This window comes from Microbacterium sp. TS-1 (genome assembly GCF_000509385.1).
Classification (GTDB): domain Bacteria; phylum Actinomycetota; class Actinomycetes; order Actinomycetales; family Microbacteriaceae; genus Microbacterium; species Microbacterium arborescens.
The window spans coordinates 1,115,356-1,130,115 of record NZ_BASQ01000001.1 but is presented as its reverse complement, the minus strand read 5'-3'; the positions used below and the strand labels follow the sequence as shown (position 1 = coordinate 1,130,115).

14 protein-coding genes are annotated in these 14,760 nt (G+C 70.6%); 12 read left to right on the top strand and 2 right to left on the bottom strand.

From position 1 onward, the window contains the following. Window positions 1-78: 78 nt before the first annotated feature. From MTS1_RS05345 to MTS1_RS05315, 7 genes are read left to right on the top strand one after another with little or no spacing between them, the layout of a single operon-like run. Window positions 79-1,806, top strand: a complete 1,728-nt coding sequence (locus MTS1_RS05345; RefSeq protein ID WP_023952115.1) for an ABC transporter ATP-binding protein — start codon at window positions 79-81, stop codon at window positions 1,804-1,806. Then, window positions 1,803-3,857 carry an ABC transporter ATP-binding protein gene (locus MTS1_RS05340; protein WP_023952113.1) on the top strand — a complete coding sequence of 685 codons (2,055 nt, stop codon included), beginning with the start codon at window positions 1,803-1,805 and terminating at the stop codon, window positions 3,855-3,857. Before MTS1_RS05345 ends, MTS1_RS05340 begins: the two co-directional genes overlap by 4 nt. Window positions 3,858-3,900: 43 nt before the next feature. Next, window positions 3,901-4,758: a DUF2510 domain-containing protein gene (locus MTS1_RS05335; RefSeq protein WP_023952111.1), complete on the top strand. Its 858-nt coding sequence runs from the start codon at window positions 3,901-3,903 to the stop codon at window positions 4,756-4,758. Then, window positions 4,758-5,594: a sulfite exporter TauE/SafE family protein gene (locus tag MTS1_RS05330; RefSeq protein ID WP_023952109.1), complete on the top strand. Its 837-nt coding sequence runs from the start codon at window positions 4,758-4,760 to the stop codon at window positions 5,592-5,594. Before MTS1_RS05335 ends, MTS1_RS05330 begins: the two co-directional genes overlap by 1 nt. A gap of 9 nt (window positions 5,595-5,603) precedes the next feature. After that, entirely contained in the window at window positions 5,604-6,053 is a 450-nt protein-coding gene (locus MTS1_RS05325) for a MaoC family dehydratase N-terminal domain-containing protein (protein ID WP_023952107.1), read from the top strand. Then, window positions 6,050-6,457 (top strand): MaoC/PaaZ C-terminal domain-containing protein, encoded by a 408-nt coding sequence (locus tag MTS1_RS05320; protein WP_023952105.1) that lies wholly within the window; start codon window positions 6,050-6,052, stop codon window positions 6,455-6,457. Before MTS1_RS05325 ends, MTS1_RS05320 begins: the two co-directional genes overlap by 4 nt. Window positions 6,458-6,459: 2 nt before the next feature. Further along, a complete protein-coding gene (locus MTS1_RS05315; protein ID WP_036304650.1) occupies window positions 6,460-7,596 on the top strand; it encodes a UDP-N-acetylmuramate dehydrogenase in 1,137 nt (378 codons plus the stop codon). Between the two features lie 97 nt (window positions 7,597-7,693). Here the strand turns inward: MTS1_RS05315 and MTS1_RS16000 are convergent, their stop codons facing one another. Both MTS1_RS16000 and MTS1_RS05305 read right to left on the bottom strand, forming a co-directional pair. Beyond that, the gene (locus MTS1_RS16000) at window positions 7,694-8,581 is read right to left on the bottom strand and encodes an endonuclease domain-containing protein (protein WP_023952101.1); all 888 of its coding nucleotides are present in this window, start codon (window positions 8,579-8,581) and stop codon (window positions 7,694-7,696) included. Between the two features lie 190 nt (window positions 8,582-8,771). Then, a complete protein-coding gene (locus tag MTS1_RS05305) occupies window positions 8,772-9,971 on the bottom strand; it encodes a pyridoxal phosphate-dependent aminotransferase (RefSeq protein ID WP_023952099.1) in 1,200 nt (399 codons plus the stop codon). A 94-nt stretch (window positions 9,972-10,065) separates the two neighbouring features. Here MTS1_RS05305 and MTS1_RS05300 point away from each other — a divergent pair, with 94 nt between their 5' ends. The 5 genes from MTS1_RS05300 (at window position 10,066) to MTS1_RS16585 (ending at window position 14,756) form a co-directional block, all read left to right on the top strand. Continuing rightward, the gene (locus MTS1_RS05300) at window positions 10,066-10,947 is read left to right on the top strand and encodes an ABC transporter ATP-binding protein (protein ID WP_036304649.1); all 882 of its coding nucleotides are present in this window, start codon (window positions 10,066-10,068) and stop codon (window positions 10,945-10,947) included. Continuing rightward, window positions 10,944-11,819, top strand: a complete 876-nt coding sequence (locus MTS1_RS05295; RefSeq protein ID WP_023952095.1) for an ABC transporter permease — start codon at window positions 10,944-10,946, stop codon at window positions 11,817-11,819. Before MTS1_RS05300 ends, MTS1_RS05295 begins: the two co-directional genes overlap by 4 nt. Window positions 11,820-11,835: 16 nt before the next feature. Beyond that, a complete protein-coding gene (locus tag MTS1_RS05290) occupies window positions 11,836-13,017 on the top strand; it encodes a sensor histidine kinase (protein ID WP_023952093.1) in 1,182 nt (393 codons plus the stop codon). Continuing rightward, window positions 13,014-13,649, top strand: a complete 636-nt coding sequence (locus MTS1_RS05285) for a response regulator transcription factor (protein ID WP_023952091.1) — start codon at window positions 13,014-13,016, stop codon at window positions 13,647-13,649. Before MTS1_RS05290 ends, MTS1_RS05285 begins: the two co-directional genes overlap by 4 nt. A gap of 273 nt (window positions 13,650-13,922) precedes the next feature. Further along, window positions 13,923-14,756 (top strand): hypothetical protein, encoded by an 834-nt coding sequence (locus MTS1_RS16585; RefSeq protein WP_158497458.1) that lies wholly within the window; start codon window positions 13,923-13,925, stop codon window positions 14,754-14,756. Window positions 14,757-14,760 lie beyond the last annotated feature (4 nt).

Genomic DNA, 14,760 nt, shown 5'->3' with positions numbered 1-14,760 from the left:
TGTGAGGATCGTCGGTCGGTCGCGTGTCGGAGCGCGGCGCTACCATGAACCGTCCGGTCGACTCGCTCAAGGAGACCCATGCTCGGCAAGCTCCTGTTCCGCTATCTGCGCACCTATCGGTGGCTGCTCCTGGGCGTGCTGGTGTTCCAGTTCGGCTCGGCGATGGCCTCGCTCTATCTGCCTCGTCTGAACGCGGACATCATCGACAACGGCGTCGCCCGCGGCGACACCGCCTACATCTGGTCGCGCGGCGCGATCATGCTCGTCATCGCGCTCGGGCAGATCGTCGCGTCGGTCATCGCGACGCTGTGCGCCGCCCGCGCCGCGATGGCCGCGGGGCGCGACATCCGACGCGACGTCTTCGAGAAGGTCAGCGGCTTCTCCGAGCGCGAGGTGTCGCGCTTCGGCCCGGGCACGCTCATCACCCGCAACACGAACGACGTGCAGCAGGTGCAGATGCTCGCGATGACGGGCGCCACGATGCTCGTCACAGCTCCGATGCTGGCGATCGGCGGCGTCATCATGGCGCTGCAGCAGGATGTCGGGCTCAGCTGGCTCATCGGCGTCGCGGTGCCGCTGCTGCTCGTCGTCGCGGGGCTCATCATCGGGCGCATGGTGCCGCTGTTCCGGCAGTTCCAGACGCGGCTCGACAACGTCAACCGCATCATGCGTGAGCAGCTCACCGGCGTCCGGGTCGTGCGGGCGTTCGTCCGCGAGCGCATCGAAGAGCAGCGCTTCCGCGGTGCGAACACCGACATCATGATCGTCGGCCGCAAGGTCGGATCCCTGTTCGTCCTGATGTTCCCGCTCGCCATGCTGGTGCTCAACGTCACGGTCGTCGGGGTCATCTGGTTCGGCGGCATCCAGGTCGACCAGGGCAACGTGCAGATCGGCACGCTCTTCGCATTCATGCAGTACGTCGGTCAGATCCTCATGGGCGTGCTGATGGCGACGTTCATGACGATCATGATCCCGCGCGCCGCGGTCTCGGCCGACCGCATCGGCGAGGTGCTCTCCTCTCACGATGCCCTCGAGCGGCCCACGGCGCCGGTACGCGAGTTCCCCGAGCCCGGCGCCGTTGCATTCGACGACGTCTCGTTCACCTACCCGGGCGCCGATGCGCCGGTGCTCGAGGGCATCTCGTTCCGCGCGGCTCCGGGCGAGACGGTCGCGGTGGTCGGTTCGACCGGCTCGGGCAAGACGACCCTCGTGTCGCTCATCCCCCGTCTGTTCGACGTCACGGGAGGGGCGGTCGCCGTGGCCGGCGTCGATGTCCGGAAAGCCGACCTCGATCTGCTGTGGAGCGGCATCGGCTACGTGCCGCAGCGCGCTTTCCTGTTCACCGGCACGGTCGCGTCGAACCTCCGGTTCGGTCGGGAGGACGCGACCGACGACGAGCTGTGGAGGGCGCTCGAGATCGCGCAGGGGCGCGACTTCGTCGCGGAGATGGAGGGCGGGCTCGACGCCCGCATCGCCCAGGGCGGCACGAACGTCTCGGGCGGGCAGCGACAGCGGCTCGCCATCGCACGCGCGATCGTGCGGCGCCCCGACGTCCTGGTCTTCGACGACTCGTTCTCCGCGCTCGACCTCACCACGGATGCCCGACTGCGCGAAGCGCTGTGGCGCGAACTGCCGGAGGTCACGAAGATCGTCGTCGCACAGCGCATCTCCACCGTGACCGGTGCCGACCGCATCCTCGTGCTCGACGACGGCCGGATGGCGGGTCTCGGCACGCACGACGAACTGCTCGAGTCCAATGAGACGTATCGAGAGATCGTCGAATCGCAGCTGGGAGTGGACGCATGAGCGCCGACAACCTCACCGACGACGAGCGCACCGAGCTCGAGTTGGCCGAGCAGGCCCGCCAGAACTCGGGCAGCTGGGACAGCGTGGCACCCGGCAAGGCGGCGAAGTTCGGGCCGAGCTTCCTGCGGATGATCGGACTGCTGCGGCCGTACGCGGTCGTGTTCGCGCTCATGACGGTTCTCGGCGCGGTCGGCGTCGTTCTCGCCGTCCTCGCTCCGCGCGTCCTCGGCGATGCCACGAACCTCATCTTCGAGGGCGTCGTCTCGGCGAACCTCGGCTCGCAGTTCCCCGCAGGCACGAGCCAGGAGGATGTCGTCGCGGCGCTCAACGCCGCGGGGCAGACGGATGTCGCCAACATCGTCGGAGCGATGCAGAACTTCCAGGTGGGCGCGGGCGTCGACTTCGATCGGCTGAAGTGGGTCGTCGTCACCGTGCTCGCGATCTACGTCGGCTCGGCCGTGCTCACCTGGCTGCAGGGCTTCGTGATCAACATCATCATGGTCCGCACGATGTGGCGTCTGCGCGAGTCGGTCGAGGCGAAGATCAACCGGCTGCCGCTGTCGTACTTCGACCGGGTCCAGCGCGGTGAGCTGATCTCGCGGGTCACGAACGACATCGACAACATCACCCAGACGATGCAGCAGTCGCTGTCGACCGCCCTCACGAGCGTGCTGACGGTCGTCGGCGTGCTCTTCATGATGTTCTCCATCTCGTGGCAGCTGGCGCTCGTGGCGCTCGTGTCGCTGCCGCTCATGGCCGTGATCTTCGGCGTCATCGGGCCGCGGTCGCAGAAGGCGTTCGCGGTGCAATGGCGCAAGGTCGGACGCCTCAACGCCCGCGTCGAGGAGTCGTTCTCCGGTCACGCGCTCGTCCGGGTGTACGGCCGCGAGCGCGATGCGCGCGAGAAGTTCGCGGCCGAGAACGACGAGCTGTTCGAAGCTGCGTTCAAGGCGCAGTTCCTGTCGGGCCTCATCATGCCGGGCATGACCTTCATCGGAAACCTCACGTACGTGGGCATCGCGGTGCTGGGCGGCCTCATGGTCGCGTCGGGGCAGCTGCGACTCGGCGACGTGCAGGCGTTCATCCAGTACTCGCAGCAGTTCACCCAGCCGCTGTCCGAGCTCGGCGGCATGGCCGCGGTCGTGCAGTCCGGCACCGCGTCGGCCGAGCGCGTGTTCGAGCTGCTCGACGAGGACGAGCAGGAGCCCGACGCGCCCGACGCCGAGCCGGCGCGCGGCGGTCGCGGCGTCATCGAGTTCGAGCATGTCCGCTTCGCCTACTCACCCGACAAGCCCCTCATCACCGACCTGACGTTCCGGGTCGAGCCGGGGCAGACGGTCGCGATCGTCGGTCCGACCGGGGCGGGCAAGACCACGCTCGTGAACCTCCTCATGCGCTTCTACGAGCTCGACGGCGGCCGCATCCTGCTCGACGGTCAGGACATCTCCGAGCTTTCGCGCGACGATGTGCGCTCGCGCACGGGCATGGTGCTGCAGGACCCGTGGCTCTTCGCCGGCACGATCCGCGACAACATCCGCTACGGCCGCGAGAGCGCGACCGACGACGAGATCGTCGAGGCAGCAACCGCGACGCGCGTCGACCGCTTCGTGCATTCGCTGCCCGACGGTTACGACACGGTCCTCGACGAGGATGCCGCGAACGTCTCGGCCGGGGAGAAGCAGCTCATCACGATCGCACGGGCCTTCGTGGCGCAGCCCGCTGTGCTGATTCTCGACGAGGCGACCAGCTCGGTCGACACCCGCACCGAGCTGCTGCTGCAGCAGGCCATGTCGGCACTGCGCGAGGGCCGCACCTCGTTCGTCATCGCACACCGGCTCTCAACCATCCGCGACGCAGACCTCATCCTCGTGATGGAGCACGGCGACATCGTCGAGAAGGGCTCGCACGACGAGCTGATCGCCGCGCAGGGCGCCTACTGGCGCCTCTACCGATCGCAGTTCGAGCAGGCCGCGACCGAGCAGGCGGAGGCGGTCGCCGAGATCGCCGCGGTCGACGGTGAGACGGGCAGCCGGGTCGCGGCCGATCGGTAGTCTGAACGAGGCGGATCTGCGCCCGACGCGAGAGAAGGCAGAGTTGAGCGGTTCGACGCCTCCGGGCTGGTACGACGACGGGCACGGCTCACTGCGATGGTGGGACGGCTCGCAATGGACCGAGCACACGCACGCCCCCGTCGAACCGGAGCCCGAGCCCCAGCCGGAGCCCGAGCCCCAGCTCGAAGAACCGCCGGTCGTGACGGCGGCCTCCCTCGCCGAGAGCCAGCACGGGCTCGCGGCATCCGACACGGCGTCGCCGACCGACGCGCTGCCGCCGATCCCGCCGTCGCCGGGAGGGTTCGCTCCGGTCTACCCCGGCGCCCACCCGACGACGGCGACGGCGGCAGTGACCGGCGCCGTCGGTGAGACCGACCCAGCGCCCGCGCGCCGATCGAAGCTCTGGATCGTCTTCGTCGCGCTCGGCGTCGTGCTCATCGGGCTCGTCATCCTCGCCGCCGTTTTCATTCCGCGCTTCATCGTGGGGATCCTGGATCCGAGCAGCGACCGCCCCGGTGCGACGTCCGTCCAGGGGGCCGATCTGCGGGCGGCCGAAGACATCGTCGACGCGTACGACGACGCCTGGGACGACATGGACTGCGCCGCGTACCAGGCGATCCTCACGCCCGAGTTCCTCGCGAGCGGCGGCCTGTCCGACTGCGCGGACTTCGCCCAGGCGGCACGCGAGTTCAACAACTCGGTCGAGGACTACGAGGTGAGCTTCATCTCCACGACCCGAGAGGGAGACACGATCTACGTCCAGACGGTCGAGACCTTCACGCAGACGGCGGATGCCGCCGGCGCCCCTCTCGACAATCCCGTGCCGGCGAGCTTCTCGGCGCTCTACACGCTCGTCCCGGGCGGTTCCGGTTGGCTCATCGACGATTACGTCGAGCAGTGATGGGGGAGCGGGGTGCGCGCCGCAGTGCGCGGTTCTACCTGGCCTGCGCCGGGGTCGGGCTCGCGGCCGGCCTCCTGTCGGGGCTGTTCGGCGTCGGCGGCGGAACGGTCATCGTCCCGCTCCTGGTGCTGCTGCTCGGGTTCGATCAGCGGCTGGCTGCCGGAACGTCTCTCGCCGCGATCGTCCCGACCGCCTCGGTCGGCGTCATCTCCTACGCCCTGACCGGGTCGGTCGCCTGGATCCCGGCCATCATCCTCGCCGCGGGTGCCGTGATCGGAGCGCAGATCGGAAGCTGGCTGCTGGCGAAGATTCCGCAGAACGCGCTGCGCTGGGGCTTCGTGGCGTTCCTCGTCGCGGTCATCGTGATGCTCTTCATCGTCGTGCCCTCCCGCGACGCGGTACTGGAACTGAGCTGGGGCGTCGGCATCGGGCTCGCCGGGCTGGGTCTGTTCACCGGCATCATGGCGGGGCTGCTCGGTGTCGGCGGCGGCGTGATCGTCGTGCCCGCGCTGATGTTCCTCTTCGGCACGAGCGATCTCATCGCGAAGGGCACTTCGCTCCTGATGATGATCCCGACGGCGATCTCGGGCACGGTGGGCAACGCCCGCCGACGCAACGTCGACCTCTTGGCGGCCCTCGTCGTCGGACTCGCCGCCTGCATGACCACCGCGGTGGGCGCCTGGATCGCGACCCTGCTCAACCCGCTGACCGCCAACGTCCTGTTCGCCGCCTTCCTCACCTTCATCGCGTCGCAGATGGCGGTGCGCGCCGTCAAAACGCACCGTGCGGCGCGTGCGGCGAAGCGTGCTGCGCAGCCCGCGGAGGGCCAACGGTAGAATCGGACGGTGTCCGTGAACCCCGATCTGGTCGACCGCGCCTTCGCGCCGACCGCCCCGTACCTCGTGGGTCGCGAGAAGGTGCGCGAGTTCGCCCGCGCCGTCTTCGCGACCGATCCGCAGCACACCGACCCCGACGCGGCGCGCGCGCTCGGTTACGCCGATGTGGTCGCACCCCCGACCTTCGCAATGGTGATCCAGGACCTCACCCTGCAGCAGCTCCTGGGTGAGCCCGACTCGGGCATCGCCCTCGAGCGGACGGTGCACGCCGAGCAGCGCTTCCGTTACACGCGACCGATCGTGGCGGGCGATGAACTCACCGCGCAGCTCACCGTCACCGGCATCCGTGCGTTCGGCAAGGGGGCGATGGTCACGAGCGAGGCGGACATCCGTGACGTCTCCGGCGACCATGTCGTGACGGCCGTGTCCGTGCTGCTGGTCGGGGGTGAGGACGCATGAGCGATCTCACTGTCGGAACCATCGTCGCCGAGCGCTCCGTCGAGCTGACCCGTGAGTCGCTCGTGCGCTACGCCGGCGCTTCGGGCGACTTCAACCCGATCCACTATCGTGACGACGTCGCCGCCCGCGTCGGCCTGCCCGGGGTGCTCGCCCACGGCATGCTGACGATGGGGCTGGCCGTCGAGACGATCGTCGACTGGCTCGGCGACAGCGGCCGCATCATCGAGTACGGTGTGCGCTTCACGCGTCCCGTCGTCGTCGACGCCGAGATCGGTGCGACCCTCACCGTCGTCGCGAAGGTCGGCGCGGTCGAGGACGGCGTCGCGCGCATCGACCTGACCGTCAGCCACGACGGCACCGTCGTGCTCGGCAAGGCGCAGGTGCGCGTGCGCACCGCCGAGTGACCGTGGCCGAGATAGAACCGCGGCCCCTCGCGGAGCTGACCACGCTGCGCGCGGGCGCCGTGCCCGACCGCATGGTCGAGGCGCACACGGCCGACGAGCTCGTCGCCACGATGCGTGAGCTGTGGGCGGCCGGTGAACCCTGGCTCGTCGTCGGTGGTGGGTCGAACCTGCTGGTGGGTGATGAGCCGTTCGACGGCACCGTCGTCGCGGTCCGCACGACGGGTATCGAGGAGCTTCCCTCGCCGCATCCGGGCCACGCGCGTCTGAAGGTTCAGGCCGGACACTCGTGGGACGACCTCGTCGAGTACGCCGTCGCGGCCGGCCTCGGCGGGATCGCCGCGATGTCGGGCATCCCGGGCACTGCGGGGGCGGCACCGGTGCAGAACATCGGCGCCTATGGTCAGGAGGTCGTGCAGACCCTCGTCGAGGTCGAGCTGCTCGACGAGTCGACCGGCGAGGTCAGTGTCGTCCCGGCACCCGAATTGGGACTCGGCTTCCGCACCTCGGTGCTCAAGCACCACCACGGATCGGTCGCTGCGCGTTCGGCCGTCATCCTCTCCATCACGCTCGAGCTCGAGCGTGTCGGGAACGGCGAGTTCGCGATCCGCGGGCCGCAGCTGCGCGGCGCGCTCGGGCTCGATCCCGAGGCGACGGTGTCGCTGCGGTGGGTGCGCGAGACGGTGTTGTCGGTGCGGGCCAGCAAGGGGATGGTGCTCGACGACGGCGACCCCGACACGTGGAGCGCCGGGTCGTTCTTCCAGAACGCCGTGGTCACCGCTGCGTTCGCCCGGACCCTGCCCGACGCCTGTCCGCGCTGGCCGGTGGCGCCCGATCCCGTGTCCGACCGCGTGATCCCGCTGAACGAGTACTACGGCGTCTCGCCTGTGGGCGAGGTGGCGGAGCCGGATGTGAAGGTCAGCGCGGCCTGGCTCATCGAGCACGCGGGCATCGGCAAGGGCTTCTCGCTGCCCGGTTCGCGTGCCGGTCTGTCGACCAAGCACGCCCTCGCGCTGACCAATCGCGGGGGTGCGACGGCCGAGGAGCTCGCCGCGCTCGCGCGGTTCGTCCAGCAGCGTGTGCAGGCCGAGTTCGGCCTCATCCTGCAACCCGAGCCCGTCCTCGTCGGCGTCGAGCTGTAAGCCCCCCGCTCCCGCCCCACCCGTCGAGTCGCCAGAGAATGCGGATCATCGGGTGCCGGCATCCGCAGTTCGTGGCGAGTCGACGGAGTGAGGCGCGTCACGGCCCGGACAGGAGACGGCGGATGCGGCGCACGAGCGCGCCGGGATCGTCGAAGTCGCGCGCAGTCACGACGGTGACGCGGTAGCCCAGCGACTCGAGCTCGGCACGTCGTGACTGGTCGCGGCTCCACTGCGAGAGGTCGCGGTGATAATCGCCGTCGTACTCGAGGACGAGCCGGGCATCGCGGTACAGCAGATCGACCCGCGCGACGAAGCGCCAGCCGTCGCGGATGACGACATTCGTCTCGGGCCGGGGGAGCCCGGCCCGTATGAGGAGCACCCGCAGTTCCGACTCACGCGGCGATTCCGCGCCGTCGTCGAGCAGGGGCAAGGCCGCGGCCCGGCGGACCGCGCCGCGGCTGCGGCCCGCCCTCTCGTGAGCGAGTTCGAGCGCGTCGACCGTCGTGCGCGGCCCGCCGCGAGCGATGAGCGCGTCGCCCGCGGCCACGAGAGCGCCGAGCGAGAGGGAGGCGCCGAGGTCGACCCACGTGCGTTCGACCGTCGTGAGCCGGATGCCGTCGACCTCGACGATGTCGTCCGGCTCCACGGCCAATGCACGACCGACCACCTCGGGGCGTCTGACCCGGTTGGCCGGAAGCGCGACGGCGACGTGCGGTCGCGCCGCCGCGGCGTCTCGGAGGGGGCCGGGCAGCGGCATCCGGTGCGCCGCGGCGGCGGTGGGTCCGCAGAAGAATGCATGCGGCGGAACCCGCTCGCGGATCAGCCTGAGCAGGTCGAGATGGTTCAGCGGCTCGCGCGCCCGCGCACCGTGAAGGGGCCGGGCGAGATCACGAGCCCGCAGGCGGCCGGCCGTGACGCCGAGCTCGCGGGCCGTCTCGGTGAGGAATCCCACGGGAAGCGCGGCGGGAAGCGGAGCGCGTCGCATCGCACCAGCATCCTTCTCCGAGGGCTCGCGCCGACGTTCCGCTGCCGGTCCCGGGGATATCTCGCCCCCTCACCCCCCTGTGCAGGACCCCTGGCTCCGCCCCCCCTCCCCGTCGAGTCGCCACAAACGGCGGATGCGGGCGTGCCCTGATCCGCGTTTCTTGGCGAGTCGACGGGGGAACGAGAGGGGGTCAGGAGAAGAGGCGCTGGAGGCGCTGGATGCCTTCGAGCAGCTGCTCGTCGCCGAGCGCGTACGACAGGCGCAGGTAGCCCGACGGACCGAACGCCTCGCCGGGTACGACGGCGACCTCGGCCTGCTCGAGGATCAGGTCGGCGAGCTCGAGGCTCGTGTTCGCCTCCACCCCGCCCCACGAGCGTCCGAGCAGACCGGTGACGTCGGGGTAGACGTAGAACGCCCCGAGGGGGTTGGGAACCTCGACGCCGGGGATCTTCGCGAGCTCCTCGACGATCAGGCGGCGCCGACGGTCGAAGGCCAGGCGCATTTCCTCGGCCTCGGTCTGCGGCCCGGTGAGTGCGGCGAGGGCCGCGCGCTGCGCGACGTTGTTGACGTTCGAGCTGAGGTGCGACTGCAGGTTGCCGGCGAGCTTCATGGCGTCGGCGGGACCGACCATCCAGCCCACGCGCCATCCGGTCATGGCGTAGGTCTTGGCGACACCGTTGACCAGGATCGTCTGACCCGCGAGCTCGGGGACGGCCTCGACGATCGAGACGGCGCGGGCGCCCTCGTAGACGAGGTTCTGGTAGATCTCGTCGCTGATGACCCAGATCCCGTGCTCGAGCGCCCACTGGCCGATCGCGGCGGTCTCCTCGGGCGTGTACACCGAGCCGGTGGGGTTCGAGGGCGAGACGAAGACGAGCACGGTGGTGCGCTCGGTGCGCGCGGCCTCGAGCTGCTCGACGGTGACCTTGTACTCCTGGTCCGCGCCGGCGAAGACCTCGACCGGGATGCCGTCGGCGAGGGCGATTGCTTCGGGGTACGTCGTCCAGTAGGGGGCGGGCAGCAGCACCTCGTCGCCGGGGTTCACGACGGTCTGGAAGGCCTGATACACCGACTGCTTGCCGCCGTTGGTGACGATGACCTGCGAGGGCTGCACCTCGAGGCCCGAGTCGCGCAGCGTCTTGGCGGCGATGGCCTCGCGCAGCACGGGGAGGCCCGCGGCCGGGGTGTACCGGTAGTTGGCGGGGTCGGCAAGAGCATGCTGAGCGGCCTCGACGATGAACTGCGGCGTCGAGAAATCGGGCTCACCCGCCGCGTACGAAATGACCGGCCGGCCGGCGGCCTGCAGGGCCTTGGCCTTCGCGTCGACCTTGAGGGTCGCCGACTCGGCGATGGCGGAGAGCTTGCGGGACAGCGGTGCGCGTTCGGTCACCCTTCGAGAGTAGCGGCGCGGTCCACCGAATGGTGGACGGGGGTCGACCGGATGACCCCTGCCGCACGGACAGCGGAACCGGCACGCTGGAGGCATGACCACGAGAGCGAGCGCACCGACCGTCGTGCGCGGCCTGACCAAGAGATACGGCGACGTGACGGCCGTCGACGACGTGAGCTTCGACGTACCCGCCGGCGGCGTGTTCGCGTTCCTCGGGACGAACGGGGCCGGCAAGTCCACGACGATCAGCGCTCTCACGACCGTGATCGAACCGGATGCCGGGCAGCTCGAAGTCGCCGGTCACGACGTGCGCTCCGACGGTGATGCGGTCCGCCGCGCGATCGGCGTCGTCTTCCAGGACTCGCTCCTGGATTCCGCGCTCACCGTCCGTGAGAACCTGACGGTGCGGGCGCGCCCCTACCTCGGTTCGACGGCGGCGATCCGCGAGCGCATCGAGCGCCTCGCCGACATCATCGACCTGGGCGAGTTCATCGACCGGCGCTACGGGCGGCTCTCGGGTGGGCAGCGTCGCCGCGCCGACATCGCCCGCGCGCTGCTCCATGACCCGGAGATCGTCTTCCTCGACGAGCCGACGACGGGACTCGACCCTGCGAGCCGGCAGATGGTGTGGCGGACAATCCACGAGCTGCGCGAGCGCGCCGGCCTCACCGTGTTCCTCACGACCCACTACCTCGAGGAGACCGAAGAGGCCGACCAGGTCTGCATCATCGACCGCGGGCGCATCGTCGCCGACGGCACTCCGGCGCAGCTGCGCGCGCGACACAGCTCCAGCATCCTGTCGCTCGTCACGGCTGACGGAGACGAGCGCATCGCGGTGGCGGATGCCGCCGAGGCCCGCCGCATCCTCGCCGAACGGGGCGACGCGGTGCTCGACTTCGAGTTCCGCCATGGACGCATGGACGACGTCTTCCTGGCGCTGACGGGGCAGGCGGCGACGGGGGAGGCGACGCGATGAAGACCGTGCAGGCGTACGTCGGGCGCAATCTCCGGCTGTTCTACCGAGACCCGCTCGGGGTGTTCTTCTCGCTCACGGGCGCCCTGGTGGTGTTCCTCCTCTACGCCCTCTTCCTCGGCCAGATGCAGGTGGACTCGCTCGCCGCGACGCCGGGGTTCGACGCCGACGCCGCCCGCGACTTCGTCGACTCGTGGATGTTCGCCGGGGTCGTCGCCGTCGCCGCCGTCACGACCCCGCTCGGCGCGCTCTCGACGTTCGTCGAGGATGCCGCGTCCGGACGGTTCCGCGATTTTCTCGTCTCGCCGGTGCGCCGCTCGCAGCTCGTGCTCGGCTATCTCGGGTCGGCGTTCATCATCGGATTGATCACCACGCTGATCGTGCTCGCCGTCGCGCTGGCGTACCTCGGGCTCACCGGGCGGACGCTCCCCGACGCCGGGCAGATCATCCGCATCGTCCTGTGGACCGTCCTCTCGGTGGCCGCCTACACGGCGCTCTGGGCGTTCGTGGTGTCGTTTCTTCGCACGAGCGGGTCGTACTCGGGACTGTCGACCCTCGTGGGAACCCTGACCGGCTTCGTCGCGGGTGCGTACATCCCCGTCGGCTCGTTCCCCGACGCCGTTCGGGATTCCGTCGGCGTGCTCCCGTTCGCGCAGTCGGCGATGCTCGTGCGGCGCGAGTTCGCCGCCGATCCGCTCGATCGCCTCGCGAGCGGGGCGCCGGGCGCGGTCGGGGAGCTCAGCCGCATCTACGGCCTCGATCTGCAGGTGGGCACGGCGACGGTGCCGGTCTGGGTCGCGGCCGTCGTGCTGGCCGTCGTGGCCGTGGCGTTCACGGTGCTCGCGGCGGCCCGCATCCGCTCGCGGATCCGCTGAGCGGCAGGATGGTCTCGTGATCAGTCGCAATTGGGTGGATGTCGCCGTCGGTGTCGTGCTCGCCCTCGGCGTCGGCATCCTGGCGGCCGCGGGGGAGGCGGAACGGCTGCCGTGGGCGGTCGCGGGGCTGGTGCTGCTGCTCGCGGCGTATCTGATCGCGCGGCCCTCCGCCGGCGCGGAGGATCCCCGCCGCTTCGCGGTGTTCCTGGCCATCGTGACGGTCTCGATCGCGGCGATGACGTTCGGTGAGGTCTCGCTCGCGACGATGCAGGTCATCGTGTATCCGCTGGTGTGGATCTTCGCTCCGTTGCGCCGTGATGGGGTGGTGGGGTCGCTTTCGGTCGGCGCCGGGATGCTCGTCGGGTACGCCGGCGGCTTCGGTTTCGCGCCCGACGCGCTGCTGGAGGCCGCTGCCGTCGCGGTGCTCTCGGTCGCGTTCTCGATCGCGATGGGGTGGTGGATCTCGGCGATCGCCGCCTACGGCACGGAGCGCGCGCGTCTGCTCGACGAGCTCTCCCGGGCGCAGCAGCAGGTCGAGGCGCTCAGCCGCGACAAGGGCGCGGCCGACGAGCGGGAGCATCTGGCCCGCGAGATCCACGACACCCTCGCGCAGACTCTCGCGGGAATCGTCATGCTCGCCGAACAGGCCGGGCGGCGCTCGCGTGCGGGCGACGTCGACGGTGCCGCTGCGGCTGTCGAGCGCCTCGAGGTGGCCGCTCGCGACGCGCTCGGCGAGGCCCGTGCGATCGTCGCCCGGACCGCGGCCGTGCCGGGCGACCCCGTGCTCGGCGCCGCGGTGGAGCGGCTCGCGGAACGCTTCCGCGCCGACACCGGACTCGAGATCTCCGTCGTCGACACGGCATCGGGGGTCGATCGCGAGACGCAGGTGGTCGTCCTGCGCTGCCTGCAGGAGGCGCTTTCGAACGTGCGCAAGCACGCAGCAGCCGCGCGGGTCACGGTGACGCTCGCGGGCGAGGACGACGGCACTCTGAGACTCGTCGTCGAGGACGACGGACGCGGGTTCGACGTCTCCTCCCCGCGCACCGGCTACGGTCTCGACGGCATGAGCGATCGGGTCGCGCTCGCCGGGGGGACCGTCGAGGTCACGGCCGTCCCCGGGGCGGGAACGACGCTCTCCGTCCGCCTCCCCGCGCCCGCCGCGGCGGTGCCGAGTGCTGGCGCGGCGGTGCGCGCATGATCCGTCTGCTCATCGCGGACGATCACCCGATCGTCCGGGCGGGGCTGGCCGGCCTGCTCGCGGACGAGCCCGGCTTCGAGGTGATCGCGGAGGCGGCCGACGGCGACGAGGCCGTCCGGCTCGCCGCCGAGGCGCGACCCGACGTCATCCTCATGGACCTCCGGATGCCGGTGCTCGACGGTGTCGCAGCCACCGCTCGTATCGTGGCAGCGCGCGATGCGGCCGCGGGGCCGCGGGTGCTCATCCTCACGACCTACGAGAGCGACGACCAGATCCTCGCCGCCATCGAAGCCGGAGCCAGCGGATATCTGCTCAAGGCGGCTCCGCGCGAGGAGATCGTGGCGGGGATCCGGTCGGTCGCCGCCGGCCAGTCGGCTCTCTCGCCGGCCGTCGCGGTGCGTCTGGTGGAACGGATGCGGCAGCCCGAGCCGGCGGCATCCGCTCTCACTCCGCGCGAGACCGACGTGCTGCGCCTCGTCGCTGCCGGTCACGGCAACAGGCAGATCGCGGTGCAGCTCGGGATCGGCGAGTCGACCGTCAAGACGCACCTGTTGCGGGTTTACGACAAGCTCGGCGTCGACAGCCGAACCCGCGCCGTGACCCTGGCCCTCGAGCGCGGCCTCCTTCCCTGACCCCCCGCCCCTAGCCCGGTCGACTCGCCAGGAAACGTGGGTCCGGCGAGGCCAGGACCCGCAGTTCGTGGCGAGTCGACGATCGTTATGGGGTCGTCACGTGCGGGAGCGGGCGCGGTCGTAGCGTGGGAGGGAACGGAGAGAACGGGGCAGGGGAGGGCTGCGGGGATGCGGATAGGGGTGGCTCTGGCCACGGGCTCGGGCACGCTATTGCTTCTCGCGGGGTGCGCGTCGATCCCGCTCGGACCGCCGCCTGTCCGCGAGGTGGCGACCGTGTCCGACACTGTGTCGTGCCCGGACCCCATGCTCAACCCGCTTCCCGGCGCCGGTCTCGTCCCTGAGGACTTCGAGGTCGTCGCGGTGCTGGAGTGCGCCGACGGCGTGACGCGTGAGGATGCCGACGGCGTTCTCGCCGGCAACGAGGTGCGGCGCTACGAGGGCGACCTCACGGAATTCCTCGCCGCGATGGCGGCACCGAGCGATCCGGGGCCGGCAGCGGTCTGTCCCGCTATCGGGTACGGCTTCCGCGCGCTCTGGGCGACGGACGCGGCGGGCCGCTTCGTGCCGATGTCGTTCCCCCTGACGGCGTGCGGCGGACCCAAGGAGGACGAAACATTCGCCGCCCTGGCTCGGCTCGAGATCGTCGACCGAGCCTTCTCAGCAGCGGGGCGCGTCGAACTGCACGACGCGACGGCGGCAGGCTGCGCGACGCGCGCGGGCGTGGCGCCGCTCGACGTCCTCGGGTGGGCTCCGACGGAGACGCAACCGCCGGCCGACGTCGCAGGCGCCCTGGTGTGCGTCTATCAGGCCGAAGCCCCGGCCAGCACGCCGACCGTCGTCGGCGATGGGGGCCTGTTCGCGGCGGCCTTCTCGCTCGACGCCGACGACGCCGCGGCGGTTCTCGAAGCCGCGGCTGCTCCGCCTGCAGGCGTGGAGTGCGCCGAGACGGCATCCCGTTTCGTCGTCGTCCACCCGGACGTCACGGCCGCCGCGGTCAGCGCGCCTCGCACTGTGACCGTCGAGCTCGACGGTTGTCAGCGCATCGTCGGCACCGACTTGCAGACTCGCTCCGCCCCTCCGGCTGTGATCCCCCTCCTGTCCCCCTGACCCC

Excerpts from the sequence above, each read along its gene's own strand:
- MTS1_RS05345 (WP_023952115.1), top strand. The coding sequence starts at position 79 with ATGCTCGGCAAGCTCCTGTTCCGCTATCTGCGCACCTATCGGTGGCTG.
- MTS1_RS05340 (WP_023952113.1), top strand. The coding sequence starts at position 1,803 with ATGAGCGCCGACAACCTCACCGACGACGAGCGCACCGAGCTCGAGTTG.
- MTS1_RS05330 (WP_023952109.1), top strand. The coding sequence starts at position 4,758 with ATGGGGGAGCGGGGTGCGCGCCGCAGTGCGCGGTTCTACCTGGCCTGC.
- MTS1_RS05320 (WP_023952105.1), top strand. The coding sequence starts at position 6,050 with ATGAGCGATCTCACTGTCGGAACCATCGTCGCCGAGCGCTCCGTCGAG.
- MTS1_RS16000 (WP_023952101.1), bottom strand. The coding sequence starts at position 8,581 with ATGCGACGCGCTCCGCTTCCCGCCGCGCTTCCCGTGGGATTCCTCACC.
- MTS1_RS05300 (WP_036304649.1), top strand. The coding sequence starts at position 10,066 with ATGACCACGAGAGCGAGCGCACCGACCGTCGTGCGCGGCCTGACCAAG.
- MTS1_RS05295 (WP_023952095.1), top strand. The coding sequence starts at position 10,944 with ATGAAGACCGTGCAGGCGTACGTCGGGCGCAATCTCCGGCTGTTCTAC.
- MTS1_RS05285 (WP_023952091.1), top strand. The coding sequence starts at position 13,014 with ATGATCCGTCTGCTCATCGCGGACGATCACCCGATCGTCCGGGCGGGG.